General features: G+C 60.3%; 18 protein-coding genes. 13 read left to right on the top strand and 5 right to left on the bottom strand.

All coding sequences use genetic code 11. The annotated features are described in order from the left end of the window. The 5 genes from B7L09_RS17675 to B7L09_RS17655 all read left to right on the top strand — a co-directional run. A partial coding sequence (locus B7L09_RS17675; RefSeq protein ID WP_094469930.1) for an asparaginase occupies nucleotides 1-743 on the top strand: 743 nt, incomplete at its 5' end. 150 nt (nucleotides 744-893) lie between these two features. Next, a complete protein-coding gene (locus B7L09_RS17670; RefSeq protein ID WP_094469929.1) occupies nucleotides 894-1,889 on the top strand; it encodes an AraC family transcriptional regulator in 996 nt (331 codons plus the stop codon). Between the two features lie 247 nt (nucleotides 1,890-2,136). Beyond that, on the top strand, nucleotides 2,137-3,168 hold the full coding sequence (locus B7L09_RS17665; protein ID WP_094469928.1) for a histone deacetylase family protein: 1,032 nt from the start codon (nucleotides 2,137-2,139) through the stop codon (nucleotides 3,166-3,168). A 12-nt stretch (nucleotides 3,169-3,180) separates the two neighbouring features. Next, nucleotides 3,181-4,281 carry a polyamine ABC transporter substrate-binding protein gene (locus B7L09_RS17660; RefSeq protein WP_094469927.1) on the top strand — a complete coding sequence of 367 codons (1,101 nt, stop codon included), beginning with the start codon at nucleotides 3,181-3,183 and terminating at the stop codon, nucleotides 4,279-4,281. Between the two features lie 151 nt (nucleotides 4,282-4,432). Then, complete coding sequence (locus tag B7L09_RS17655; RefSeq protein ID WP_094469926.1) at nucleotides 4,433-9,010, top strand: dermonecrotic toxin domain-containing protein; 4,578 nt, start codon at nucleotides 4,433-4,435, stop codon at nucleotides 9,008-9,010. Between the two features lie 132 nt (nucleotides 9,011-9,142). On the opposite strand, the gene pdxR is transcribed toward B7L09_RS17655, so the two are convergent. Beyond that, nucleotides 9,143-10,693: a MocR-like pyridoxine biosynthesis transcription factor PdxR gene (gene pdxR, locus B7L09_RS17650; RefSeq protein ID WP_094469925.1), complete on the bottom strand. Its 1,551-nt coding sequence runs from the start codon at nucleotides 10,691-10,693 to the stop codon at nucleotides 9,143-9,145. 90 nt (nucleotides 10,694-10,783) lie between these two features. Here pdxR and B7L09_RS17645 point away from each other — a divergent pair, with 90 nt between their 5' ends. From B7L09_RS17645 to B7L09_RS17635, 3 genes are read left to right on the top strand one after another with little or no spacing between them, the layout of a single operon-like run. Next, nucleotides 10,784-11,407, top strand: coding sequence for an FMN-binding negative transcriptional regulator (locus B7L09_RS17645; protein ID WP_094469924.1), 624 nt, complete (start codon nucleotides 10,784-10,786; stop codon nucleotides 11,405-11,407). A 9-nt stretch (nucleotides 11,408-11,416) separates the two neighbouring features. Further along, complete coding sequence (locus tag B7L09_RS17640) at nucleotides 11,417-11,863, top strand: GNAT family N-acetyltransferase (RefSeq protein ID WP_094469923.1); 447 nt, start codon at nucleotides 11,417-11,419, stop codon at nucleotides 11,861-11,863. A gap of 17 nt (nucleotides 11,864-11,880) precedes the next feature. After that, a complete protein-coding gene (locus tag B7L09_RS17635; protein WP_094469922.1) occupies nucleotides 11,881-12,552 on the top strand; it encodes a GNAT family N-acetyltransferase in 672 nt (223 codons plus the stop codon). Nucleotides 12,553-12,685: 133 nt separating this feature from the next. Here B7L09_RS17635 and B7L09_RS17630 read toward each other — a convergent pair whose 3' ends face one another. Further along, entirely contained in the window at nucleotides 12,686-13,585 is a 900-nt protein-coding gene (locus B7L09_RS17630; RefSeq protein WP_094469921.1) for a homocysteine S-methyltransferase family protein, read from the bottom strand. 111 nt (nucleotides 13,586-13,696) lie between these two features. On the opposite strand from B7L09_RS17630, the gene B7L09_RS17625 reads away from it, so the two are divergent. From B7L09_RS17625 to B7L09_RS17610, 4 genes are all read left to right on the top strand, one after another. Further along, nucleotides 13,697-14,518 carry an ABC transporter substrate-binding protein gene (locus tag B7L09_RS17625; RefSeq protein ID WP_094469920.1) on the top strand — a complete coding sequence of 274 codons (822 nt, stop codon included), beginning with the start codon at nucleotides 13,697-13,699 and terminating at the stop codon, nucleotides 14,516-14,518. Beyond that, nucleotides 14,515-15,351, top strand: a complete 837-nt coding sequence (locus B7L09_RS17620; RefSeq protein WP_094469919.1) for an amino acid ABC transporter permease — start codon at nucleotides 14,515-14,517, stop codon at nucleotides 15,349-15,351. The genes B7L09_RS17625 and B7L09_RS17620 overlap by 4 nt, the downstream gene beginning before the upstream one ends. Nucleotides 15,352-15,435: 84 nt before the next feature. Beyond that, the gene (locus tag B7L09_RS17615; protein ID WP_094469918.1) at nucleotides 15,436-18,399 is read left to right on the top strand and encodes an autotransporter outer membrane beta-barrel domain-containing protein; all 2,964 of its coding nucleotides are present in this window, start codon (nucleotides 15,436-15,438) and stop codon (nucleotides 18,397-18,399) included. A gap of 708 nt (nucleotides 18,400-19,107) precedes the next feature. Beyond that, nucleotides 19,108-20,967, top strand: a complete 1,860-nt coding sequence (locus tag B7L09_RS17610) for an autotransporter outer membrane beta-barrel domain-containing protein (protein ID WP_094469931.1) — start codon at nucleotides 19,108-19,110, stop codon at nucleotides 20,965-20,967. A 136-nt stretch (nucleotides 20,968-21,103) separates the two neighbouring features. Here the strand turns inward: B7L09_RS17610 and oadA are convergent, their stop codons facing one another. Both oadA and B7L09_RS17600 read right to left on the bottom strand, forming a co-directional pair. After that, nucleotides 21,104-22,912, bottom strand: coding sequence for a sodium-extruding oxaloacetate decarboxylase subunit alpha (oadA, locus tag B7L09_RS17605; RefSeq protein ID WP_094469917.1), 1,809 nt, complete (start codon nucleotides 22,910-22,912; stop codon nucleotides 21,104-21,106). A gap of 11 nt (nucleotides 22,913-22,923) precedes the next feature. Then, the gene (locus B7L09_RS17600) at nucleotides 22,924-24,339 is read right to left on the bottom strand and encodes an acetyl-CoA carboxylase biotin carboxylase subunit (RefSeq protein WP_094469916.1); all 1,416 of its coding nucleotides are present in this window, start codon (nucleotides 24,337-24,339) and stop codon (nucleotides 22,924-22,926) included. A gap of 189 nt (nucleotides 24,340-24,528) precedes the next feature. On the opposite strand from B7L09_RS17600, the gene B7L09_RS17595 reads away from it, so the two are divergent. Next, the gene (locus B7L09_RS17595; RefSeq protein WP_094469915.1) at nucleotides 24,529-25,491 is read left to right on the top strand and encodes a LysR family transcriptional regulator; all 963 of its coding nucleotides are present in this window, start codon (nucleotides 24,529-24,531) and stop codon (nucleotides 25,489-25,491) included. On the opposite strand, the gene B7L09_RS17590 is transcribed toward B7L09_RS17595, so the two are convergent. Continuing rightward, nucleotides 25,433-25,620, bottom strand: a 188-nt coding sequence (locus tag B7L09_RS17590; protein WP_094469914.1) for a PA3496 family putative envelope integrity protein, incomplete at its 5' end; no start/stop codon positions are given. The genes B7L09_RS17595 and B7L09_RS17590 overlap by 59 nt on opposite strands.

The raw sequence follows: 25,620 nt of genomic DNA, 5'->3' as shown, positions 1-25,620 counted from the left end.
ACGGCTGCGACGCCGTGCTGATCCTGCACGGCACCGATACGCTGGCCTACAGCGCGGCGGCGATGAGTTTCCAACTGCTGGGCCTGCCCGCACCGGTGGTTTTCACCGGCTCGATGCTCCCCGCTGGCGTGCCTGACAGCGATGCCTGGGAAAACGTCAGCGGCGCCCTGCTGGCACTGGGCCATGGCCTGGCGCCGGGCGTTCATCTGTTCTTCCACGGTGAACTGCTGGACCCAACCCGTTGCGCAAAAGTCCGTAGCTTCGGGCGCCATCCGTTCAAGCGGCTGGAGCGTCAGGGCGGTGGTGTGAAGGTCACTTCGCTGCCGGCTCAATTGCATTACAACCAGAGCAAGCAACTGGTGAAAGTCGCGGTGCTGCCATTGTTTCCCGGCATCGGCGCCGAGCAACTGGATGGCGTGCTGAACAGCGGCATTCAAGGTCTGGTGCTGGAGTGCTATGGCAGCGGCACCGGGCCGAGCGATAACCCTGAATTTCTCGCCGCTCTGGAGCGGGCGCGGGACAAAGGTGTGGTTGTTGTCGCCGTCACCCAATGCCATGAAGGTGGCGTTGAGCTGGATGTTTACGAGGCCGGTAGCCGGTTGCGCGGCGTTGGCGTGCTGTCGGGCGGCGGCATGACCCGTGAAGCGGCGTTCGGCAAGNTGCATGGGTTGCTGGGTGCCGGGCTGGACACCGCTGAAGTGCGGCGTCTGGTCGAGCTCGACCTTTGCGGTGAACTCAGCTGACCTTGAGGCCGGACACAAACCCTGTGGCGAGGGAGCTTGCTCCCGNACCAGCGAGGTACGCCGCCTGGTAGAACTGGACCTGTGCGGCGAACTGAGCTGACCGGCATGTAACTTGCTCCACTTCCAGCCATCCCCTGGCTGGAAGTTCCCATGCTGCACTCCCACCTCACCACCCTCAATGCCGTTTCCCTGGTCCTCAGCACGTTCAAGGCCGAAGGCTTGCCTTTTGAAGCGCTGCTGGCCGGCAGTGGCATCTGTGCGGCGGACTTGAGCCGGGCGGACACGCGCATCACCACCAACCAGGAGATGCAGGTCTGCGCCAACGCGGTCGCGCTCAAGCGTGACATCGGCCTGGAGTTGGGCCGGCAGATGCATGTCTCGGCCTACGGCATGCTCGGTTACGCCCTGCTCACCAGTGCCACCTTCGGTGACGCTTTGCGCCTGGCGTTGCGTTATCCGGCGCTGCTGGGAACACTTTTCGAGCTCAGCCTTGAAGAAGACGGCGAGCGCATCTGGTTCGTGGCCGCCGATTACCGGGAGAACCCGGCGCTGGCCGTGTTCAACGCCGAGTTCTGCCTGGTGTCGTTGAAAGTCATCTGCGACGACCTGCTCGGGCACCCGCTGCCATTGCTCGCGGCTCGCCTGGAACATGCCGCACCGGATTATCAGGCGAGCTACGCCGAACACTTCGACTGCCCACTGCACTTCGACGCGCCGGATAACGCCTTTGCCTTCGACAAGCGCTGGCTCGACCAGCCCTTGCCGCTGGCCGATGTCATCACCCATCAGGCCATGGTCGACCGCTGCCGCAAGCAGAACATCGAATTCACCGGGCGTCAGGCGTGGCTGGGGCGGATTCGGCAGTTGCTCCGTGCGCAATTGAATGCAGCGCCGGGGCTGGAAGGTTTGGCCCTACAGATGAATTGTTCAGCGCGCACCTTGCGCCGCCATCTCAAGGATCTGGGGTGCAGCTATCAGGAATTGCTCGATGAATTACGTTTCGAGCAGGCCAAGTCGATGCTTTGCGAAGATCAGCTGCCGATCCACCGGATCGCCGAGGCGCTGGGCTTCAGTGAAACCGCGAGTTTCCGCCATGCGTTTGTGCGTTGGAGTGGTGTGGCGCCGAGCCAGTTCCGGCCACACTGACAATCCCTGTGGGAGCGGGCTTGCCCGCGAAAGCGATGTGTCGGCCAGAGAAGATGTCGCGGGCAAGCCCGCTCCCACAGGGACGGTGTTCCACGCCCCGACTGAGGGCGCAGCTGCGCCAATAAGGGGCGAATTTCGGTCAAATGTTTTGGCCATATTGATCCCCTTTTGGCCTTTCCTGCCGTTCTCCGAATCGCGCTGCGCCGCAAGACTGTGTTCAACCGAATCAGCCTGCGGAGAACAATAAATGCTGACGATCTACTCGGACGATCACCACCTGCATCACGGCCGTTGCGAATTGATGGACGGGCAACTGATGCCCTGCTTCGAAATGCCCTCGCGGGCCGACCATGTGCTGCAACGTGTACAAAAGCAAAACCTCGGCCCGGTCGAAGCGCCGCAGGATTTCGGCCTCGACCCGATCGCGCGCATTCACAGCCGCGACTACCTCGACTTCTTCAAAGGTGCCTGGGCGCGCTGGACCGAGTTCGGCCAGGACGGCGACTTGCTGCCCTACACCTGGCCTGCCCGCACCCTGCGCCGGGTACTNCCCACCAGCCTGCACGGCCAGCTCGGNTATTACAGCTTTGACGGCGGCGCGCCGATCACCGCCGGCACCTGGCAAGCGGCGTACAGCGCAGCGCAAGTGGCCCTCACCGCGCAAGCGGCCATCCAGCGTGGCGCTCGCAGTGCCTTCGCCCTGTGCCGTCCACCGGGACACCATGCCGCCAGCGACTTGATGGGCGGTTATTGCTACCTCAACAACGCGGCCATTGCCGCTCAGGCATTTCTCGACCAAGGCCATAAAAAGGTCGCGATTCTCGACGTGGATTACCATCACGGTAATGGCACTCAATCGATTTTCTACGAACGCAGCGATGTGCTGTTCACCTCGATCCACGGCCATCCGGAAGCCGAGTTTCCGTTCTTCCTGGGGTATGCCGACGAACTGGGAGAAGACGCCGGCGAAGGCTTCAACTTCAACTACCCGTTGCCGGCAGGTTCCGGCTGGGACAGCTGGAGTGCAGCACTGGATCAAGCCTGCAACGAGATCGAAACATACGGCGCTGACATCGTCGTCGTGTCCCTGGGCGTCGATACGTTCAAGGACGATCCCATCTCCCAGTTCAAGCTCGACAGCCCGGATTACCTGGCCATGGGCGCGCGCATCGCCCGTTTGGGCAGACCCACGCTGTTTGTGATGGAAGGCGGCTACGCCGTGGAAGAAATCGGCATCAANGCCGTGAACGTTCTCGAAGGTTTTGAAAGCGCCCAATGAGGAATTAGAACAATGAAAAGTCTCAAGCGTTTTATCGCACCGGTACTATGCGCCACGGTACTCGGTGGCGCCGCCCACGCTGAAGAGCGAACGTTGCGCGTCTACAACTGGTTCGACTACATCACCCCCAAGGCGCTTGAAGACTTCAAGGCACAGCACCCGCAGGTCAAGCTGGTGTACGACATCTTCGACACCAACGAAGCCCTTGAGGCCAAGTTGCTCACCGGCAACTCGGGCTATGACGTGGTGGTGCCGTCCAACGTGTTCCTGGCCAAGCAGATCGAAGCCGGCGTCTTCCAGCCGCTGGACCGCAGCAAATTGCCGAACTGGAACCACCTCGATCCGAAGCTGATGAAGCTGCTCGAAGGCAACGATCCGGGCAACAAATTCGCCGTACCCTATATGTACGGCACCATCCTGATCGGCTTCAACCCGGCCAAGGTCAAAGCGGTGTTGGGCGATAACGCGCCGGTGGACAGTTGGGACCTGATCTTCAAGGAAGAGAACATCAGCAAACTCAAACAATGCGGGGTCGCCCTGCTGGATTCGCCCTCGGAAATCCTGCCCCTGGCCTTGCAACACCTGGGCCTGGACCCCAACAGCAGCAACCCCAAGGATTACGTCAAGGCTGAGGCGCTGTTGATGAAAATCCGCCCCTACATCACCTACTTTCACTCGTCCAAATACATGGCTGATATCGCCAACGGCGACATCTGCGTGGCCGTCGGTTATTCCGGCAGCTTNTCCCAGGCCGCCAACCGCGCCAAAGAGGCCAAAAATGGCGTAACCGTGGACATGCGCCTGCCCAAAGAAGGCGCGCCGATCTGGTTCGACATGCTCGCCATTCCCAAGGGCGCGCAAAACCCGCAGGACGCCTACACCTTTATCAACTACCTGCTGCAACCCCAGGTGATCGCGCCGATCAGTGATTTTGTCGGCTACCCCAACCCGAACAAGGACGCCACCGAGTTAGTCGACCCGGCAATTCGCAACAATCCGAACCTGTACCCGACCGAAACGGCGATGGGCACGCTGTACACCCTGCAACCGTTGCCGCGCGATGCCGAACGCGCGCGGACCCGGGCCTGGACCAAAATCAAGTCAGGGACCTGATACCCGACTGAAAACCGAAGACCCGCGGTGACGCGGGTCTTTTTTTGCCTGCGATATTTATGTACCACCCGACCGTTTGGGCCGCCCGATACCTTCCACTGATCCCGCGCTGCGCAATCAGCAGCGGCGCGCTCTCAGTCAGGAGACGACCATGTCCGAAACCGTTGCCCCGAGTGCAGAAGAGGTACTGACCCAGCTGGTCACTGGTCCCTCAATTCGAGAGGTCGCAGCGACCGCGCTGAGCCCTGCGCTCAGCACGCTGTATCCGCAGCTCAAGATTGATCCGACGCTCGCCACGGTCGTCACCCCGACCTGGGTCGATACCGGCACCGAGGTCGTGTCCGGCCATAACGTGTTTGAATCGCTTACCGATGTGCTGGTACGACTCGGTATATCAGGATCGACGGTGACGCTCATCGATGGCGAGCACTTCCTGACCCTGCAACCGGGCGCTGAGCCGCAGGCTCAACTGCCGGTGAAAATCGATGCCATCGGGTGTCTGCTCAATGCGCTCGCACCGCAGTTGTTCATCGCCTATCAGCAACAGCAGCTTGATTACTGGAACCAGGAGACAAGCCCTTCGACGCCGCGCTGGCATTCGCTCGCGCAATCGCTGCAGGACATCTGGAGCCCCGATCCCGCCTCAGACTGGGATGCGGATGAAAAAGCCATGGCCCAAGCCGTGTTCGATCATCCGGATCGCGCAACTCGGACGCAGGACAAGTACCTGACCAAGGCCTGCCTGATCGACACCGATCGGCTTGAGAACGCAGTCAGCGAACACCTGCGCGTTCTGGATGTCGCCGTGTTCGTGGGCACATCGGGCACGCGTACCCTGGTGCTGACGCACTCGATTGCCGAAGGGTTCCAGCGTTACGACTCGGTTGCCGCACTGGGTGAAGCCGTGTTCGCACACCCTGGAACGTCAAGCGTCGAGCAAACCTTGCAATGGCGTCTGTATGAGCCCGAGGGCAACTTCTTTCACCACCAGGCCTGCGCGCTGATTGCGCTCGAGGTCGAAGCCATCGGCGCATTCAGTAGGGTCCAGCGCGCTTCTGCCACACATCTTTCGCCACAAATCAGTGCGGCGGCAAAAGGCTTCACTGAATTTGAAGCCTTGCCAGCGTCACGCTTCAACAAGGTTCAGGGGTTACTGACCGGCTGGCTGAAAAATGCTTCGTCGGCGGACCTCACCCGGTATAGCCGACACTTGATGGACCTGGCGCAGCTTAGGGAGCAGGACGCTGGAAAAACCTTCGACGAAGGCATCGCGTCACTGCCGGCGTTTGCGCTTCACGCTCTGCGAACACAGATGATCAAGGATCATTCAGCGGCAGCGGACCTTGACCTGCAAAACATTGAAATCAGCATCACCAGCGTCGTGGTGCTGGGCGCTGTCGTAATACCCGGCAAGACGCAAACCACCACGCTGTCGCTGATCGAGCTGGCGCTACAAAACCTGATTGCCGTTCCGCTGGGAAACAAGACGGTGAACTGCAAAAACGGCGACGCAGTGCCCGTCTGGATGACCCCTGCCTACCTTGAAAAGCTCGTCACCCTGGTCGATATCGGCGGGGTTTACCCGGCGCTGATCAAGCGCAGGTTGCTTGATGATCCGCCAGAAGCGGTGCGACGACAGGCCCTCTACACCCGCCATCTGCGTACCCAGCTGCCCATGCAGGCACTGCGGCACAAGATGCGCGGCGAGGCGGGTATTGATGAGCGTGGTTACCAGTACGTCAATGCCGTCATGCAGGAAAACGCTGCCGGCCGCAGGGTCAACGGACAGGAGATTGTCATTCGACCGCTGGCCTTTAGAACCGGTGGTCGCGCCGGCAGCAAAGGCGATGAAGTCGCCAACATGTTCGTCATCGGTCCCAGGCTCAGCGATAAAGGACCGTGCCTGCTCTATCGGCCATTGCTCACCCCCTCGCTGATGCAGTACCCGAGCGAGGCCAATCTGCTGTACGCAATCAAGCACGAAAAACCACTTCGCCAATCGATCCTGGCCTGGCTGTCCGACGATGTGCGCTTCAACTATTCCCAGTATGTGTTTTCGGGTGAGTTGCCTTCGGTCTGGACGCTGACCCAATTGCTGGTCGATCCCACGTCAGTCCTGGGCAAGATGGGTGCGGTGACGCTCAGTGCAGAAGCCCTCGATGACGCGCCACTGGCCGCCCTGTTCAAAGCCAACGCCAACGCCATGGTTAGCTTGGCGGACCATCAATCGGTGTCCAATGCGCAAGCTCGCTGGGCAACGCTCAAGCAAGGCACATGGATGCTGTTCAATGTCGCGCTGCCCTTCCTCGGTCGCACCGCCGGGGTGGCCGCGTGGATCTGGCAGATCATGGACGACTTGCAGGGCATTACCGATGCAGCAGAGAGCGACGACCGCCAACTCGGCTGGTCCGCCCTGACCGATCTGTTGTTGACCCTCGGCATGGTGCTTGCCCATCGGGCCGCCACTCGCAACAAGCCCGTTTCGCGGTTGCCCGAGAAAGTCCCGCCGCCATCCATCACACCTGAAAGCAAGCCTGCCCACACCATCACGGTCACCCGTCTGCCCGACCTCAATCAGCTTCCACCGGCCCATGAGACGTCGCTGCATGCCATCGCCACGCTGCCGCCTACATCCTTGGGTGTCTTGCTCGATGAACTGGCCATCGCCGAACCCAAAGGAATGGCAGCCGCCTCTAGCGAGCCTGGCCCTCACCAACACCTCCGTTCACTCACGGGGAAATGGCATGCGAAGGTTGGCCAGCGATGGTTCGAGGTCACCCTCAATGACAATGACGATGTGCAGATCATTGATTCACGCCGGTCTCCCGCACGCACGGGACCGTTGCTGATCAAGAACGCCAGGGGCGAATGGTTTATCGATACGCGGCTGAGGCTTAAGGCCGGGGGCAAGGAGAAAAAACGGCTGGAGCAACAAAACCGGCAACGCCTGGCTGAAATGAAACAGCAAATGATCGCGTTCGAAAGCCAGGCCCAAAGCCGCGAAAAAGAACTCAAGGAAGCTCAAACAAACGCGCAGGCGCCTACAGCCACCGACACCCATCGCCGCGTGTACCTTGAAATGCTCGACGCACAGACGTCACTCCTCAGCACCAACATGGAACAGCTGAAAGCCTTCAATGCTCGCGAGGCGATTCCCAATTACCGAAAAGCAATGATCAGTCGCCTGGATTTCCAGCTTTCGCTGCTGCAAAAATGGTTCGTTCAGCAGCAGCCGGTTTTCGGCAATCAAATGCGCCTTTCCCTCGATCTTCTCGACAACCCGCCAACGGAAAACACACAGACCACCCGGCAAACCCATCAAATCACGAGCGAGTTGACCGCCAGCTACATCAACAAAATCGAATCTGCGCATGCGTGCTTCGAGCAACTTAACCTGCTTGGCAAAGAAGCCATCGAAGTGATCCGCGACGTCAAAGCCAACATGCCGTCGTTCGATGTACAGGACCTCAAACTGTTCCAGATCACACTCGGTCAAGAGTTGTGCCTCGACAACAGCGTTGAGCCCGCACCTGAAGCGCGCCAGGCACTGGAGCGCATTGTCGAAAATGCTGGTCTTGCGATCCAGGCCTCACTGGACCTGATCGTTGACGAAGAAGTGCTGCACTTGCCTGAGCGGATCGATGGGCTCAGCGATCTGGTGGAGCAACTGACGATCACCGACCAGCGCATCGTCGATCTGCCCACGGAGTTTCCTGGTCAGTTCCTGCAACCACCCCTCGACTTGATGCGCCAACGTCTCGACGGTTTTCAGCAGCGCACCGTGAAACATCTGGCGAACTTGCTACGGGAACGGCAGGCGCTCGAGCCGCTACCCGGCCCTTCCCGTCCGCCGACCGCTCCCGCCAAACGAATCATCAAGACCCGCTACAAAGGTACGGTGGTGGGCCAGCCACGTGCCGACTCCGTGATGCAAGGGTCAGAACTGATTGATGTGACCTCGGCGTTGACCGGTAAAGTCATCTCGACCTTCCATGAGAAGACCCCGGGGGTCTGGGTTGAAAGAGTGGCCCCGAAACAGGTCACCCCCGGCGGCGTCCAACCAGACTTGAGTGCAAGCACTGCTCAAGGCCAGGCATTGCTGGAGGGGTTGGATGCGTTCATTCGTCGAACGCAGGCCCACTCAAAAGGCACGCGACGAATACCCGTGGAAATCGAGGAAATGTTTCATCAGCAGGCTCACCGATTACAGGACGCCGCCAGCGCAATCGACACAGCGCTGATCGCCACCAACTCCACCGACGGGGGTCCTGGATCCGCCGTCATAGTGGCCAAGCAACTGAACGACGAAGCCACCAGACTCTACAGCCTGGGACGCGTGACGCGAATCAGCATGACCAAACTACAGCCACCGACGGCGGAACGCGTCTTGTGGCTGCAAAGCGAAGGTCAGGTCGACATCGTCAAGAACCCCGGCCGACGCTTGCTCAAAAGCCGTAAACGAGACTATCTCGAGGAATATGAGATCCGCGATCACAGCAGCCAAAGTGTTCTGTGGTATGCCCACTTCCACTATGCGCAGCCCGCTTCGCCTGCACAAACCTTCACCGCGGCGCACCTGAAAACCGTGCAGCAACGGCTGCTGGGCGGCGCAACCGAGGCCCGCCACGCGAACGAAGACCTCCAGGCGATCTCGATCTACCGCAGCGAAATCAGTGCGCAACTGGCGACCACCTTGTTCTTTGCAAAAGTGCCGGCCTCAGGGTCCTAAACCGTGCTGAACATGAGACCCGCCTATGCGGGTCTTTTTTTGCCCGCGATATCTATCTACCGCCCCTGATGGGCGCTGGCTGATTACCTTCGATGACCCAAGAGGCTTTCCCGGCCTCGTCATTGCGCCCANCTAACGACGCCAGACCGTTTCCAGTCGCCCGAGTGCGGCGCTGATGGCCGCCTCGGGCACCGCCGCGAAACCCAGGACCAGACCGGCACGCTGGTCCGCAGGTTTCGTCGAATCCGGCAGCCAGTAGCCGCTCAGCGCATTGATCTCGACATCGACGCTGGCCGCCTGCTCCACCAGTTCGCGCTCGCGGGCCTGTGAGTCGACCGCCACGGTCAGATGCAGCCCTGCCGCAACACTCGGCAGGCTGCCGATGCCGGGAATATTCTGCGGCCAACCGGCCAGCAAGGTATTGCGTCGGCTCAGGGCCGCGCGCCGCATGCGGCGGATATGCCGCTGGAAATGCCCGGCGGCCATAAACTCCGCCATCACCGCCTGGGTACTGACCTCGGAATGCCGGACGTCCACCGCTCGACGTTGCGAGAACGCCTGCACCAGCGTTGGCGGCAACACCAGGTAACCCAGGCGCAGTGCCGGGAAGGCAACTTTGCCAAACGTGCCGACGTACAAAACCCGGCCCTGCCGGTCGAGTGCGGCCAACGGGGCCAGTGGCGCGCCGCTGTAACGGTATTCGCCATCGTAGTCGTCCTCGANGACCCAGCCTCNCGTACGTTCAGCCCAGGCCAGCAGCTCAAGACGTCGCGCCAGGCTCATCACCACCCCGGTCGGGTATTGATGTGACGGCGTGACATACGCCAGTCGACAATCGCTGAGGCCGTTCAATTCGTTGCAGTCGATGCCCTCACTGTCCACCGCCACGCCATGCAATTGCGCACCGGCCACAGCGAACGCGTGACCTGCCGCCCGATACCCCGGATTCTCGATCGCCACCCCATCGCCCGGTTCCACCAGCAGCTGTGCACAAAGGCTAATCCCCTGCTGTGCGCCACTGGTGATTACAATTTGCTCAGCCGAACACTGCATGCCCCGCGAGCTGCGCANGTAAGCGGCGATCATGCCGCGCAAACGCTCATCACCCGCCGGATCGCCATAACACAGTTGCTGTAAATCCGGTTTACGCCAGAAAGCCGCATTGAGCTTGGCCCAGACCTCAAAAGGAAACAGATCGAACGCCGGCACACCGACCCGAAAGGCTCGCGGCGGACCGCTCGGCGGCAGGGCCAAATGGTTCTTTTCTACGCGTCCCAACGCACCGCTGTGGATAACTTTACTGGATGAAATTACAGGTAAATCCAGCCAATTTGTGGATAAGGCTGTGGGTAACCCTGTTGANAACCCTGTGGATACTTTTGTGGATAGTTTTTTTGGCGATGCCGCGGTTTTAGGCAATTGCGCGACATACGTCCCGTCACCGACACGCCCTTCGATAAACCCCTCGGCATAGAGTTGATCGTAGGCCCGCACCACGCTGTTGCGGGAAATCGCCAACGCCGCTGCCAGATCCCGAGTGGCCGGCAATCGCGTGCCACTGGCCAGTCGTCCATCGAGCACCCGCAGGCGCAAGGTCTGATAGAGCTGGCGACTCAGGCCTTGGCGACGGTCGAGTTCGATACCGGCGGGGTTGAAGGACAGTGACAGCGGCGTTTCGCTCATGACAATGGACCTATGAAATTGGTCATTAATGGCTCTTACAACAGACCAATAGCCTGCCTAGGATGGACGCATTCGCCAAGGACTATTTCCATGTACAACCCCAGCGGTTTTGCCATCAACGATTTGCACGAACTGCAGCAGCAGATACTCGACACGCGTCTCGCCATGGTGGTCACCCACGGCGAACAAGGCTTGCAAGCCAGTCATCTGCCGCTGTTATTCAATCCTGAGCAGGGCCCCAATGGCACCCTCTACGGCCACTTCGCCCGGGGCAATCCGCAGTGGAAGGAACTGCAGAACAGTGCCGAAGCCCTGGTGATTTTTGCCGGTGCCGATGCATACGTTAGCCCGGGGTTTTACCCGAGCAAAGCCGAGCACGGCAAAGTCGTGCCGACCTGGAACTACATCGCCGTGCACGCTTACGGAACAGCCGAGGTGTTCACCGATGCTGATCGCCTGCTCAACCTTGTGAGCGCGCTAACTGATCGTCACGAAGCGCGCCGCGCCCAACCCTGGAAAGTCAGCGACGCGCCGGCCGACTACATCGACGGCATGCTCAAGGCCATCGTCGGCTTCGCCCTGCCGATCGAGCGCCTGCTCGGCAAGCGCAAACTCAGCCAGAACCGCAGCCCGGCCGACATCGCCGGTGTGCGCGAGGGGCTCGCTGCCAGCCCTGATGTGCACGACCTAGCCCTCGCCCACTTGATGCGTTAAGGAATGAACATGAGTCAGATTGAAATTCGCCAGGTCCGCGCAGACGATCACGCCGCCTGGCTGCCGCTGTGGCAAGCCTACCTGCGCTTCTACAACACCGAATTGCCCGAAGCTGTCACGGACAGCACCTGGCAGCGCATGCTCGACCAGAATGAACCGACTCATTCGGCGCTGGCGTGGGTCGATGGCAAAGCAGTCGGCATGGTGAACTTCATCTACCATCGCTCGAACTGGAGCATCGAAAACTCCTGCTACCTTCAAGACTTGTTGGTAACACCGCAAACCCGAGGCACCGGCATTGGCCGCAAGCTCATTGAATTTGTGTACGCCACCGCCAAAGCGGATGGTTGCTGCAAGGTCCACTGGCTGACCCACGAAACCAACGCCACCGCGATCCAGCTCTACGAGCGCATCGCCGAACGCCCCGGTTTCATCCAGTTTCGCAAAGCCCTTTAAGGTTCAAGGAGAACACCGTGTCGACTTCACTCGCAGACTGGAAAGGCGCTCCGGCGCCGTCGGTTCAAACCATTGAAGGGCGTTTCATCCGCCTGGAAAAACTCGACCCGGCGCTTCACGCCGAGGGTTTGTGGAAAGCCCTGCAAGGCCCGGGATCGGACCCGAAACTCTGGGACTATTTGCCTTACGGCCCTTTCCCGGAACGCAGCGCTTTCAACGATTGGCTGAACAACCATGCGGCCAACAGCGACCCGTATTTCTTCAGCGTGATCGACCGTGCCAGCGGTGATGTGCAGGGCATCCTGAGTCTGATGTCGATCGTCCCGGCCCAGGGCCGTATCGAAATCGGTCACGTCACCTTCGGCGCGCCGATGCAGCGCTCACCGAAAAGCACCGAGGCCGTGTACTTGCTGGCCAAGTACGCTTTCGAACAGGGCTACCGTCGCCTGGAATGGAAGTGCAACAACGGCAATGCTCGCTCCAAATACGCGGCCGAGCGCTTGGGGTTCAGTTTTGAAGGCGTATTCCGCCAGCACATGGTCGTGAAGGGGCAGAACCGCGATACGGCGTGGTATTCGATTCTGGATTCAGAATGGCCGGCGATTAGCGCGGGGTTTGAGCGGTGGCTTTCCGATGAAAACCAGACGGATTCCGGGCAGGTGAAAACACTGGTCGAGTGCCGCGGGTAATTTACGGCGCCTGGACGGACGCCTTCGCGGGCAAGCCTCGCTCCCACAGGTTTTCGGTTGACCACACTGTTGTGATCAACACATAACCCGTGTGGGAGCGAGCCGGCTCCGGGCGGCGTTCCGACGATTGGCATCACGCTAACTTTTGGGCAAGCACCGCAATATGCTCCGGCCCAATCCCGCAGCATCCGCCCAGATGGCTGGCGCCGCGCGCTTTCCAGTCGGCCGCCCACTGCAGATACCCCGGTGGATCGAGGTCTTCGCGCAACGGGTCCAGACCGTCGTTGGCCGTGGCCTCTTTCGGTTGTGGCGGGAAGGCATTGGCGTACGCGCCGATGTGAATCGTCACCCCCAAACGCTGGAAAGTTTCCCGCGCCGCATCAATCGCAGCACCGATCACTTCTGGTTGACTGCAGTTGAACAGCAACGCCTCGATACCCAGTTCAGCCGCCGCCGCAGCAGCTTCAGCGACAGGCTCACCCGAACGCAAACGCGGCACTTCGTCCGTATCCTCATCCTTCAAGGTAAAGGACAGCCAGAACGGCTTTCCATCCTTCGGCAGACCGGCGTGAATCGCCCGCGCCTCAACGATTGAGCTCTGTGTTTCGGCTAGCCACAGGTCGACATGAGGCGCCAGCCCCTTGACCAACGGCGTCAGCAATTCAGTCACCCGAGCAGCGTTAAAAAGGTCTGGGCGATAGGAGCCGAACAACGGTGGCAACGAGCCGGCCACACGTACAGCCTTGCCCGAAGCCTCCACCGCACGCCGCGCCAATTCACCGGCCAGCGAAGCGAGGGCCTGCCCTTCTGCTGCAAAACGCTCTTCGCCTATGTGAAATGGCACCACCGCGTAACTGTTGCTGGTGATCACGCTGGCGCCACTTTCGATATAAGCCGCGTGCACCGCCTCGACTGCCTGTGGCGCTTCACTCAAGGCCAGCGCCGACCACTCGGGCTGCCTGAAGGGCGCTCCTGCGCGCTGCAGCTCACGACCCATGCCGCCATCCAGAATTACCGTGCTTCCTGCGCTCATATGCTTTTCACTCATATGCTTATGAAAATAACTCACTACCAAGGTAGTTCTTATAACTATTTAATACGCACCATCCGGTTAATCACAACCACTTTTTTTCAGGGATCGACTGTGAAATTTCAACCACTCCTGGCCCTGGGCCTGACGATTCTGGCTGCCTCCACCCAAGCCTTTGGCGGAGCAACGCTGGACCGCATCGAGCAGAAGAAAGAACTGGTGGGCGTGTTGATGGAAAGCTATCCACCGTTTTCGTTCCTCAACGACCAGAACCAACTCGACGGGTTTGACGTCGATGTGGCCAAAGCCGTGGCCGACAAACTGGGCGTCAAACTGCGTCTGGAAACACCGTCCTGGGACGTCATCGCCGCCGGTCGCTGGAGCGGCCGTTACGACATCTGCGTCTGCTCGATGACGCCGAGCAAGGCGCGGGCCGAAGTCTTCGATTTCCCGGTCGAGTACTACGCTTCGCCAGCCGTGATCGTGGTCAATGCCAAGGATGATCGCATTCACAGCGCCAAGGACCTCAGCGGCAAGAAAGTCGGCCTCACCAGCGCCTCCAGCTACGAAAGTTACCTGAACAAAAACCTGGTGATCGAAGGTGCCGAAGACACCCAACTGCAGTATCCGTTCGAGGATGTGCAGATCGCGCCGTATGACACTGACAACGTGGCGTTCCAGGACCTGGGCCTCGGCGCTGGCGTGCGGCTGGATGCGATCCTCACCAACCTCGTCACCGCGCAACCGCGCCTGACCGAAGACAAACGCTTCAAGCTGGCCGGCGAGCCGCTGTATTCGGAGCCGAACTCGGTGGCCATCGAGAAAGGTGACGCGCAGTGGGACGCCAAGGTGCGAGAGGTCTTTGCGCAACTGAAACAGGACGGCACCCTGAGCAAGCTCTCGCAAAAATGGATCGGCGCCGATATCAGTCAATGACTTCTTTCCCAAAACCTCCTCAGCCGCCGCAACCGGTGGCTGAGTCGAGACTGCAACAGATCTTCGGTTTCCGCACGCGGCTGTACCTGACGTGGGCAGCGATGTTGGGTTTGTTCGCCAGTTTCTTTCTGAGCTTCGACCTGAAGTTCTCGATCATCCTCGACAAACTGCCCAACCTGATCGGCCTGCACCTGGCGCCGAACGGCTTCCTGCAAGGCGCGGCGCTGACACTGTTTCTGTGCCTGGCCTCAATCGTGACATCGTCGCTGCTGGGTTTCATCACCGCCCTGGCGCGGCTGTCGAAAAGCGCCGTGGCCTTCGGCATCGCCAGTTTCTACGCCTCGTTCTTTCGCGGCACGCCGCTGCTGATCCAGATCCTGCTGATCTACCTCGGCCTGCCGCAACTGGGCGTCGTCCCGGGCGCAGTCACCGCCGGCATCATTGCACTGTCACTCAACTACGGCGCGTACCTTAGCGAAATCTTCCGCGCCGGCATCCTCGGCGTCCCCCACGGACAACGCGAAGCCTCCCTGGCACTGGGCATGCGCGAAACCGTGATCTTCTGGCGCGTCACCCTGCCCCAGGCCATGCGCACCATCATCCCGCCGACCACCAACCAATTCATCTCGATGCTCAAAGACTCGTCGCTGATCTCGGTGATGGGGGTTTGGGAGGTGATGTTTTTGGCGCAATCGTATGGGCGGTCGAGCTATCGGTATATCGAGATGTTGACGACCGCAGCGATTATTTACTGGGTGATGTCGATTGGGCTGGAGCTGATTCAGGCAAGGATGGAGCGGCATTATGGGAAGGCTTACTTGAGTCGGAGTTAGGCTTAAGGTGCACACGCAGACATCAATCTGTAAAAACACCCTGGCCTACGGCGTCAATGCCGATGGCAGCAGCGCGCCAATCAAATGCCCTTCTCCCCCCAGCGCCTGGCACTCAGCATCGCGTTGTTGATCAGCACCGGCGCCCACGCCGCACCCTTCAAGAATGTGCAGATCGACACGCCGACCACCGCTGCACAAACCCTGGGCGGCGCAGACACGCTGACGATTTTAGCGCCGGGCAGCATCACCAACGCTGGCAAGGCAGTGAGCCTGAAAGACAGCACCAGCGGTGTGGGTGTGGTGATCGATAACTCGGGCAGGATCACCTCGACCGGCGGCCGGGCGATCGACAGCAGCGGTGACCTGACCCAGGCCCGCAACTACAGCATTTATAACCGCGCGGGTGGGCAGATTCTCGGTTTCAACGACGCGTTGCGCATCGACAGCAACTTCGCCAGCGGCAGCTTGCTGATCGACAACAGCGGCATTATCCGCTCGACCACCGGCCAAGGGCTGGACCTGGATGCGCTGCGCAGTGCCGGGGTCAAAACGACGATCATCAATCGCGCAGGCGGGTTGATTCGCGGGGACGCCAGCGATGGCATGAAGACCGGCGCCAACGCGATAATCACCAACTATGGCGAGATCTCTACCGGCGACGCTCGAATCGCTGACAACAAATTCGACGGTATCGACATCGACACCGCGACCGGCGTGACGGTGACCAACTACGGCAGCATTTCCGGTGGCCGCCATGGCATCACCACTGACCTGGGCGCGACACTCACCAACTACGGTCAAATCACCGGCCGCAATGGCTCGGGCTTCGGCTCCGATGGCGACGGCACCGTCATCAACCACGGCACGATTACCGGTGCTTATTCGGGCCTGCAACCCAATGGCGACGGTGATGGCGTGGACATCGACAAGCTCGCCCACATCGAAAACTACGGCACCATTCAAGGTGTCGGTGCCGGCGGTGTCGATAAAGGGGGGTTCGCCAACGGCAGCGAAGGCATCGCGTTGGGTGGCGGCTATGTATTGAACGCCAACGGGGCGCTGATCAGCGGCGCCAACAGCGCCATTTTGGTGGACGACGGCAGCGGCGGTTCGGGCGTGGCCGCGACCACGCTGGAAAACTTCGGCACCATTCAGGGCCTCGACGGATTCGGCGTGAAGTTCGTCGGCGGGTTCGATGACAGCGTGATCAACGGCGGCACGATCAGCGGCAGCAATGGCCTGGCGCTGGACTTGGGTGGCGGCAACGACAACCTGACAGTGCGCAATGGCAGCCGCTTCGTCGGCATGGTCGACGGCGGCAGCGGTGACGACCGCGTGGTGATGGACGACGCGGCGGGCGGCCATTTCGGTGCGAGTCGCAACTTCGAATGGCTGGAGGTCAAGCACGGGGCCTGGACGCTGACCGGCAGCGGTGATTTCAGCGACGGCGGCGCGGTGCGCAATGGTGCAACGCTGATCAACCAAGGCGGCATCGCTGGCACTTTGACCGTCGATGCGGGCGGTGTATATGCCGGTGGTGGTTCGGTCGGCAACTTGCTGGTCAACGGGACGTTACGGACCAACACTCAACTCGGCACAAGGCTTAAGGTGCACACGCAGACATCAATCTGTAAAAACACCCTGGCCTACGGCGTCAATGCCGATGGCAGCAGCGCGCCAATCAAGGTCGGCGGGTTGGCGAACCTGAACAGCTCAACCCTGGCGGTGAATGCCACGGGCGTCGATGGCAATGTCGACAGCTGGCACGCCGGCGTTTATGCCTTACGCCAAAACGGAACCTTCGGCAAGGTCACCAGCGACTACGCATTCATCACGCCGACCCTCGCTTACACCCCGACACAAGTCGACCTGACCTACACGCGCAACGATGTCGCCTTCAACCAATTCGCGGTCACGGGTAACGGCAGCAACGCCGCCAACAGCCTGGCCTCGATGGGCAAAAACAACGCGCTCTACAACGCACTGCTGAACACCACCAGCGCCACGGCCGGCGCGGCGATCGAGCAACTCGCCGGCGCCAGCAACGCTAACCTGACCAGCGCCACCCTCAGCGCCAGCAGCCAGATCGGCAGCAGCATGCTGTCGGCGATGCAGCAAATGGGCGGTGCTCCAGGATTGCTGGTCGGCCTGGATCAGCGCGACACCCCAGTACTCGCCGCCGCTGGCGTTCCCTCCGAAGCCCGCAACCTCAATGACCCGAACGCCCAAGGCCGACTCTGGCTGCAAGCCATCGGCGGCTACGGCAAGCTCGATGGCGAGCATGGCAGCAGCGGCCTGGAGCAGCGCACCAAAGGCAGCGTGCTCGGGGCCGACTGGGCGCTCAATCCGCAATGGCGATTGGTGGCGAACCTGAACAGCTCAACCCTGGCGGTGAATGCCACGGGCGTCGATGGCAATGTCGACAGCTGGCACGCCGGCGTTTATGCCTTACGCCAAAGCGGCCCCTTCGCTTTGCGCCTCGGTGCCGCATACAGCGGTCATCAAGGTGAAAGCAAACGCACGGTGGCCTTCAACGGCTTCAGCGACCGCCCAAAAGGCGATTACGACGCCGACAGCCAACAGGCCTTCGCCGAACCGGGCTACGCAATGGGCAGCGGCCGACTCAGTGCCGAGCCGTTTGCCACCCTCGGCTACCAGCGCTATCACCGCGACAGCTACCAGGAAAAAGGCGGCGCCGCTGCACTTCAGGTCGACAAGCAAACCCAGGACAACGTCAGCAGCACCTTCGGCCTGCGCCTGGCGCACCTGAGTTCGCTGGAAAACGGCATGAGCCTGACGCCCCGCATGACCGCTGGCTGGAAGCACACCTATGGCGATGTCAGCAACTCGACGCGCCAGGCATTCGTGGTCGGGGGGACAGCCTTCAGCGTTGATGGCAGTTCGCTGGACTGTGACAGTCTGGTGCTGGAAGCCGGGCTGGACCTGGGCATTTCGGCGCGGCATTCGGTGGGGGTTGGGTACAGCGGGGAGATGGGGAGCAACAGCCGCAATCATGGGTTGATTGGGCAGTGGCAGATGAGTTTCTGACCTGTAAAAGAACAGACCGCCCCCGAAAGGTTGTAGGCAAAAATCCCACCGTGTGCAGGCCAATGCACACGTAATCTGCGGAGTTGGATTTTTGCTACAACCGAATTTCCAAGGCCCTTCAAAAATGCCGGAAACGCCCGGCATTCAAGCACCCGCGCTCCCTCCTAGAGTTCGACCTTCTCAAAAACAAGGTCAGACTCAATGCCCACGTCGTCCATTTATCGCCCGCATCGACTCGCCCTGGCGATCGCCCTCTCTCTTGGCTGCATCGAAATATCGATGGCTCAGGAAGCAGACGCTAAAGCCCCTGTCGAAACACCTGCCAAGAAAGATCGAGTAGCCGCTTGGTCTAAAAAAGATGACCTTTTGGCGATCAGGAATTTCATTGGTCCGATGCAGCACGCCGTCAAACCGGCCTCGCTAAAGCCTCAAGAACCGGTGATTCAGTTGCCAACGGTTTCGGCGGCTCCGGAACCGGTAGATCTCGCCGCGCATCTTTACGACTTTCCCGAAACTGCAGACGATTCGCTCCCACCGCAATCGCCCGCAATACCCGAAGGCGAACCCAATCCGGTAACGACTGAAGTACCAGCGAACCCTGTGCCACCTGGAGCCTCAACTACGGCACCCATTGATCCACCGGCACATCTTTACGAGTTTCCCGAGACCACGGACGTCCCACTCGAAACCGTAGAAGCTGATTTGCCGATCACGTTCGACGACTTCGCGAATGCCGATACCACTAAGCGCACCACGGCAGCGGGGCGGTACAAAAGCATCGACGGCGTCTCACTGAAACTGGGGGAGGAAGATGACCTTCTAATCGTCGGTAACGGAGTCAGTTTTGCAGGAGAAATCCAGGGCGGTGGCGGGAAAAACGCAATACTGCTCGACTCCCCCGACGGCGGCGTACTCGACAAAACCAGTAACTTTTCCGGGTTGCAAGTCGCGCAAGGCACTTGGTCTTTGACGGGTAAAGACGACTTCGACCGCGGAGCCGAGGTATTGGACGGCGCAACGCTGTTCAACATGGGCAGTATCGCGGGTGATGCCATTGTTCGCGAAGGTGGTCGCTACGGTGGCCAAGGTGAAGTACGCCATCTTTATGTAGACGGCACATTGCAAGTCAATGAGCGGCTTGGCGCCCCACACGTCAGAGGAGACCTGATATTCACAGACGGTGCCACGCTCTCCTACGGCGTAACGGCTACCGGCAAGTCTCCCACCATCATCGTCGAAGGTATTGCAGCACTTGAGGATGCCTCACTGGAGGTTGCTGCACTGCCGGGCAACTATCCCGACAGCAGTGATTTCACAGTGCTCAAAGCCGGCCAGTTGGTAGGCAAATTCGGCAGCGTCACCAGCAATCTGGCGTACATGACGCCGAAGCTGTCTTACTCCAAGACTGATGTGGTGCTCAACTACGCTCGCAATGGAGTACCGATAGAGGATTTTGCCGCAGACGACAATGCTCGAGCGTTTGGCCAAAGCGTGGACGAGCCGGCGGCTAAAACAAGTGAGTCCAATGCGGCCGTCACCGCCCTGCTCACCACCGATAGATCCACAGCCACCTACGCTCTTGAGCAACTGGCCGGTGACAGCAACGCCAACCTCGCCAAGGCAACCCTGAACAGTGACAGCCCGGTCAGCACCTCCCTGCTCTCGACCATGCGTCAACTGGACAGCGCCAGCGCGTACAACAAACCCGGCAACCGATCCAATGCATCACGCCTCGCCGCCGGCAGCCAGGAAAACGGCAGGGTCTGGCTGCAAGCCTTGGGACACGGCGGGACGCTGGATCGCGACCACGACGCTCTGCGAACCTCGACTAAAGGCCTCGTCCTGGGCGCGGATTGGGGCGTCGATGAGGAATGGCGTATCGGTGTGATGGGCGGTAAGTCCGAGACCCGCCTGGACAGCCGCGAACTCGACGGCGATCTCGACTCTTGGCACTTGGGCGCCTATGCCCTGCGCCAGAGCGGCCCCATGTCGCTACGCCTCGGCGCGACCTACAGCAATCACGACGGCAGCACTCAACGTCGGGTTGCCTTCAACAGTTTCAGCGACCGCCCCGAAGGCCGTTACGCGGCCAGCACCCAGCAGGCCTTCGCCGAAGTGGGTTACAACCTGGGGCGAGCCAATGTCAGCATCGAACCGTTTGCCAGCCTTGGCTACCAACGCTATCAGCGCGACGGTTACACGGAAAAAGGCGGCGCGGCAGCGTTGAAAGTCCAAGGCCAAACCCAGAACAACCTCAACAGCACGTTCGGCCTGCGACTGGCGAAGATCAACACGCTGGATAACGGCATGCAACTGACCCCGCGGTTCAGTGCCGGCTGGAAACACACCTACGGGGATATCGACAGCGACACCCGTCAACGACTGGCAACGGGCGGGAAGAACTTCACCGTTTCCGGTGCGCCGCTGGACCGTGACAGCTTGCTGGTGGATGCAGGTCTGGACCTTGGCTTGTCAGCGAAACATACGTTGGGGGTCGGCCTTAATGGTGAGATCGGCACTGACAGCCGCAATCATGGCGTGATGGGGCAGTGGCGGATGGCGTTCTGATCAACCACTGATTCACCGCAATACCTGTGGGAGCGAGCCTGCTCGCTCCCACATTTTCCAATGCGAAACTCCGGACGAAAAAAAAGGGGAGCACATGCCCCCCCGAGGTTTAAAACGGTGTATCGAGGCTGTTAACTCAGCCTTCGATCTCGATCAGGATTTCGCCNGGATTGACCCGGTCGCCCTTGGCCACATGAACGGCGGTCACCTTGCCGGCGATCGCGGCCTGCACTTCGGTTTCCATCTTCATGGCTTCGGTAATCAGCACGGCCTGGCCGGCCTTGACCACGTCGCCTTCCTTGACCAGCACGTCGACGATATTGCCCGGCATCGCGGTGCTGACATGGCCCGGCTCAGTGGCGTGCTTGCGCTTGCTACCGCCGCTGCTGACAAACTCGTTGAGCGGTTCGAACACCACTTCTTCCGGCATGCCGTCGATGGACAGGTAGAAGTGACGCTTGCCTTCGGCCTTCACGCCAACACCCGTAATGTCGACACGGTAGCTTTCNCCGTGGACGTCGATGACGAACTCGGTTGGCACGCCTTCGCCACCGGCCGAGGTCACACCGCCTGCTTCAGGAATCGGCAGCAGCACTTCTGGCGTCAGGGTGCCGGCCGCACGTTCTTCGAGGAATTTGCGGCCGATGTCGGGGAACATGGCGTAGGTCAGCACGTCTTCTTCGGACTTGGCCAACGCACCGATTTCGCCACGCAGCTTGGTCATTTCCGGCTTGAGCAAATCAGCCGGGCGATGGTCGATCACTTCTTCGCTGCCGATGGCCTGGCGACGCAGTTTTTCGTTCACGGTGCCCGGCGCTTTGCCGTAGCCGCCTTGCAGGTAGAGCTTCACTTCGTTGGTGATGGTCTTGTAGCGCTCGCCGGCCAGTACGTTGAAGAACGCCTGGGTACCGACGATCTGCGAAGTCGGCGTCACCAATGGCGGGAAGCCGAGGTCTTCACGCACCCGTGGGATTTCGGCCAGCACTTCGCTCATGCGGTTGAGTGCGCCCTGCTCTTTCAACTGGTTGGCCAGGTTGGAAATCATCCCGCCCGGCACCTGGTTGACTTGCACACGGGTGTCGACAGCGGTGAACTCGCTTTCAAACTGGTGGTACTTCTTACGCACCGCGTAGAAGTACAGGCCGATTTCCTGCAGCAGTTCCAGGTCGAGACCGGTGTCGAACTCGCTGCCTTTGAGGGCGGCGACCATCGACTCGGTGCCAGGGTGGCTGGTGCCCCAGGCGAAGCTGGAAATGGCGGTGTCGATGTGGTCGGCGCCGTTTTCGATGGCCTTGAGTTGGCACATCGCAGCCAGACCCGCCGTGTCATGCGAGTGAATAAAGATCGGCAGGCTTTGCTCGGCCTTCAACGCTTTGACCAGTTCGCCAGTGGCGTACGGGGTCAACAGCCCGGCCATGTCCTTGATCGCCACCGAGTCGCAACCCATGGCTTCCATTTGCTTGGCCTGGGCCACAAACGCGCCGATGGTGTGCACCGGGCTGGTGGTGTAGGCGATGGTGCCCTGTGCATGTTTGCCGGCGGCTTTGACCGCTTCGATGGCTACGCGCAGGTTACGCACGTCGTTCATCGCGTCGAAGATGCGGAACACGTCGATGCCATTCACGGCGGCCTTGGCGACGAAGGCTCTGACCACGTCGTCGCTGTAGTGGCGGTAGCCCAGCAGGTTCTGGCCGCGCAGCAGCATTTGCAGACGCGTGTTAGGCAATGCGGCGCGCAGTTTGCGCAGGCGCTCCCACGGGTCTTCTTTCAAAAAGCGTACGCAGGCGTCGAAGGTCGCGCCGCCCCAGACTTCCAGCGACCAGTAGCCGACTTTGTCGAGCTTGTCGCAGATCGGCAGCATGTCGTCGGTGCGCATGCGGGTGGCCAGCAACGATTGGTGGGCGTCGCGCAGGATGGTGTCGGTTACGTGNATTTTNTTGGNCATTGTTTTATTCCTCACAGGCCTGCGTGGGCGGCGATGGCGGCGGCGATGGCCAGGGCCAGCTCTTCGGGTTTGCGCTTGATCGAGTAGTTGGTCAGCTCAGGATGGCTTTCCACAAAGCTGGTGTTGAACTGGCCGCTGCGGAATTCCGGATTGCGCAGGATTTCCTGGTAGTAGGCGGCCGTGGTCTTCACGCCTTGCAGGCGCATGTCGTCCAGGGCACGCAGGCCGCGGTCCATGGCTTCTTCCCAGGTCAACGCCCATACCACCAGTTTCAGGCACATGGAGTCGTAGAACGGCGGGATGGTGTAGCCGGTATAAATCGCCGTGTCGGTGCGCACGCCGGGGCCGCCGGGCGCGTAGTAACGGGTGATCTTGCCGAAGCTTGGGAGGAAGTTGTTCTTCGGGTCTTCGGCGTTGATCCGGAATTGCAGCGCGAAACCGCGGTGCTGGATGTCTTCCTGCTTCACCGACAACGGCAGGCCCGACGCGATGCGGATCTGCTCACGCACGATGTCGATGCCGGTGATTTCTTCGGTGATGGTGTGTTCCACCTGCACCCGGGTGTTCATCTCCATGAAGTACACCTCGCCCTCGGCGAGCAGGAACTCCACGGTGCCGGCGTTCTCGTAGCCCACGGCCTTCGCGGCGCGCACCGACAGGTCGCCGATGTAGGCGCGCTGTTCAGGGGTCAGCTGCGGGCTGGGCGCNATTTCGATGAGCTTCTGGTTACGGCGCTGGATCGAGCAATCACGCTCGAACAGGTGCACCACGTTGCCAAAGCTGTCACCGAGGATCTGCGCCTCAATATGCTTGGGATTGACGATGCATTTTTCCAGGAACACTTCCGCCGAGCCGAACGCCTTGGTGGCTTCGGATATAACGCGGGGGAACGCTTGTTCAAGTTCTTCGCGGCTGTTGCAACGACGGATACCGCGACCGCCACCACCGGAGGTGGCCTTGAGCATTACCGGGTAACCAATGCGGTCGCCTTCGGTCAGGGCTTCGGCGATGTCCGCAACGTTGCCTTCGGTGCCCGGCGTGACCGGCACACCGGCCTTGATCATGCTGCGGCGCGCTTCGGTCTTGTCGCCCATGCGGCGAATGACTTCTGCCGACGGGCCAATGAATTTGATGCCGCGTTCGGCGCAGATGTCCGCCAGCTCGGCGTTTTCCGACAGGAAACCATAGCCGGGGTGCAACGCATCACAACCGGTTTCCACCGCCAGGTTCACCAGCTTGCGCGGGTTGAGGTAACCGGCCAGGGGCTCGGCACCAATGCTGTGGGCTTCGTCGGCACGTTTGACGTGCAACGCATGGCGGTCGGCGTCGGAATAGACCGCGACCGAGCGAATGCCCATCTCGGCGCAAGCACGCACGATTCGTACGGCAATTTCACCACGGTTGGCGATCAGGATCTTTTTTATCACTTGGAGGTTCCCTTGAGCCGGTGGTACCCACGACCTGCTAGGCAGGTCGACGCGTGACTAAATGTTTCGATTTAGTCGCAGCCCCACACTAGCCCCCACAAGGGATTAACAAAAATGAATAATTATTGGGTTAGCCATAAGCAAAGACTTATAGTTGATCCAACGGCCCCAGGCGAGAGCACTTAGATAATGCGTAAGTCATTGATGCGTATGACATTACGCCAATTGCAGATTTTTAATGAAGTCTGTGATTTGAGGTCGTACAGCCGGGCAGCCGACGAAATGTCTCTCACACAACCGGCCGTCAGCCTACAGATTCGTCAACTCGAGGAGCTGATTGGTCAGCCATTGTTCGATTACGTCGGCAAAAAACTCTACATGACCGAGGCCGCCGAAGCACTNCAGCGGGCCAGNCGNGATATTTTCGGGCGCCTGGAAAACCTCGATATGCAGCTGTCGGACATGCAGGGCTCGCTGCAGGGGCAGTTGAAACTGGCCGTGGAATCCAGCGCCAAGTACTTCGTACCGCACCTGTTTGCTGCGTTCAAGCGTCAGCATCCCGAGGTAAATTTGCAACTGACGGTGGTCAACCGAGGGCAGGTGATTCGCCGGCTTTCAGATAACCGGGATGACCTGGTGATCATGTCCATGGTGCCCCAGGACATGGGCCTGGAATTCCTGCCGTTTCTCAACAATCCGATCGTTGCCGTGGCGCCGCCNGATCATCCGCTGTGCCACATGGGGCCGCTGCGCTTGCAAGACCTCGAGCCTTACACCCTGTTGCTGCGCGAACCCGGCTCTGGAACGCGTCTGGCGTGTGAAGAGTATTTCAAAGAGAAACGCGTGCACTTCAACCAGACCCAGGAGGTCGCATCGGCCGAAGCCCAGCGTGAATGTGTGCTGGCGGGTCTGGGCGTCGCGCTGTTGACGCGCCACGCCCTGAACCTTGAGTTGGCGACCGGTGGATTGATTGAGTTACCGGTGGAGGAACTGCCGCTGTACCGCAGTTGGTGCCTGGTGCAAGCCAAAGCCAAGCGCCTGTCACCGGTGGCCCATGCGTTCCTGGGCTTTATCCGCAGCGAGCGGGTGCAGATCAGCGCCCTGGTTGAGCGTTTCGACGGGAAGTTGCGGGAGCGGCCTGCCAGTAATTGAGTTCCAGATCCGGAAAATCACCGATCTCGGCCAGCAGCTGACGGCGTTCGCAGCGGTCTTCGATGGCGCGGCGAAACNCCATGCGGCGCTGGTCTTCCTGCTGACGACGGGTTTTGACGGTGCTGCTGC

The organism is Pseudomonas mandelii (genome assembly GCF_002251635.1).
GTDB lineage: Bacteria > Pseudomonadota > Gammaproteobacteria > Pseudomonadales > Pseudomonadaceae > Aquipseudomonas > Aquipseudomonas mandelii_B.
Note: the sequence above shows the minus strand (reverse complement) of the source record. Positions and strands in the feature narration are given on the sequence as shown.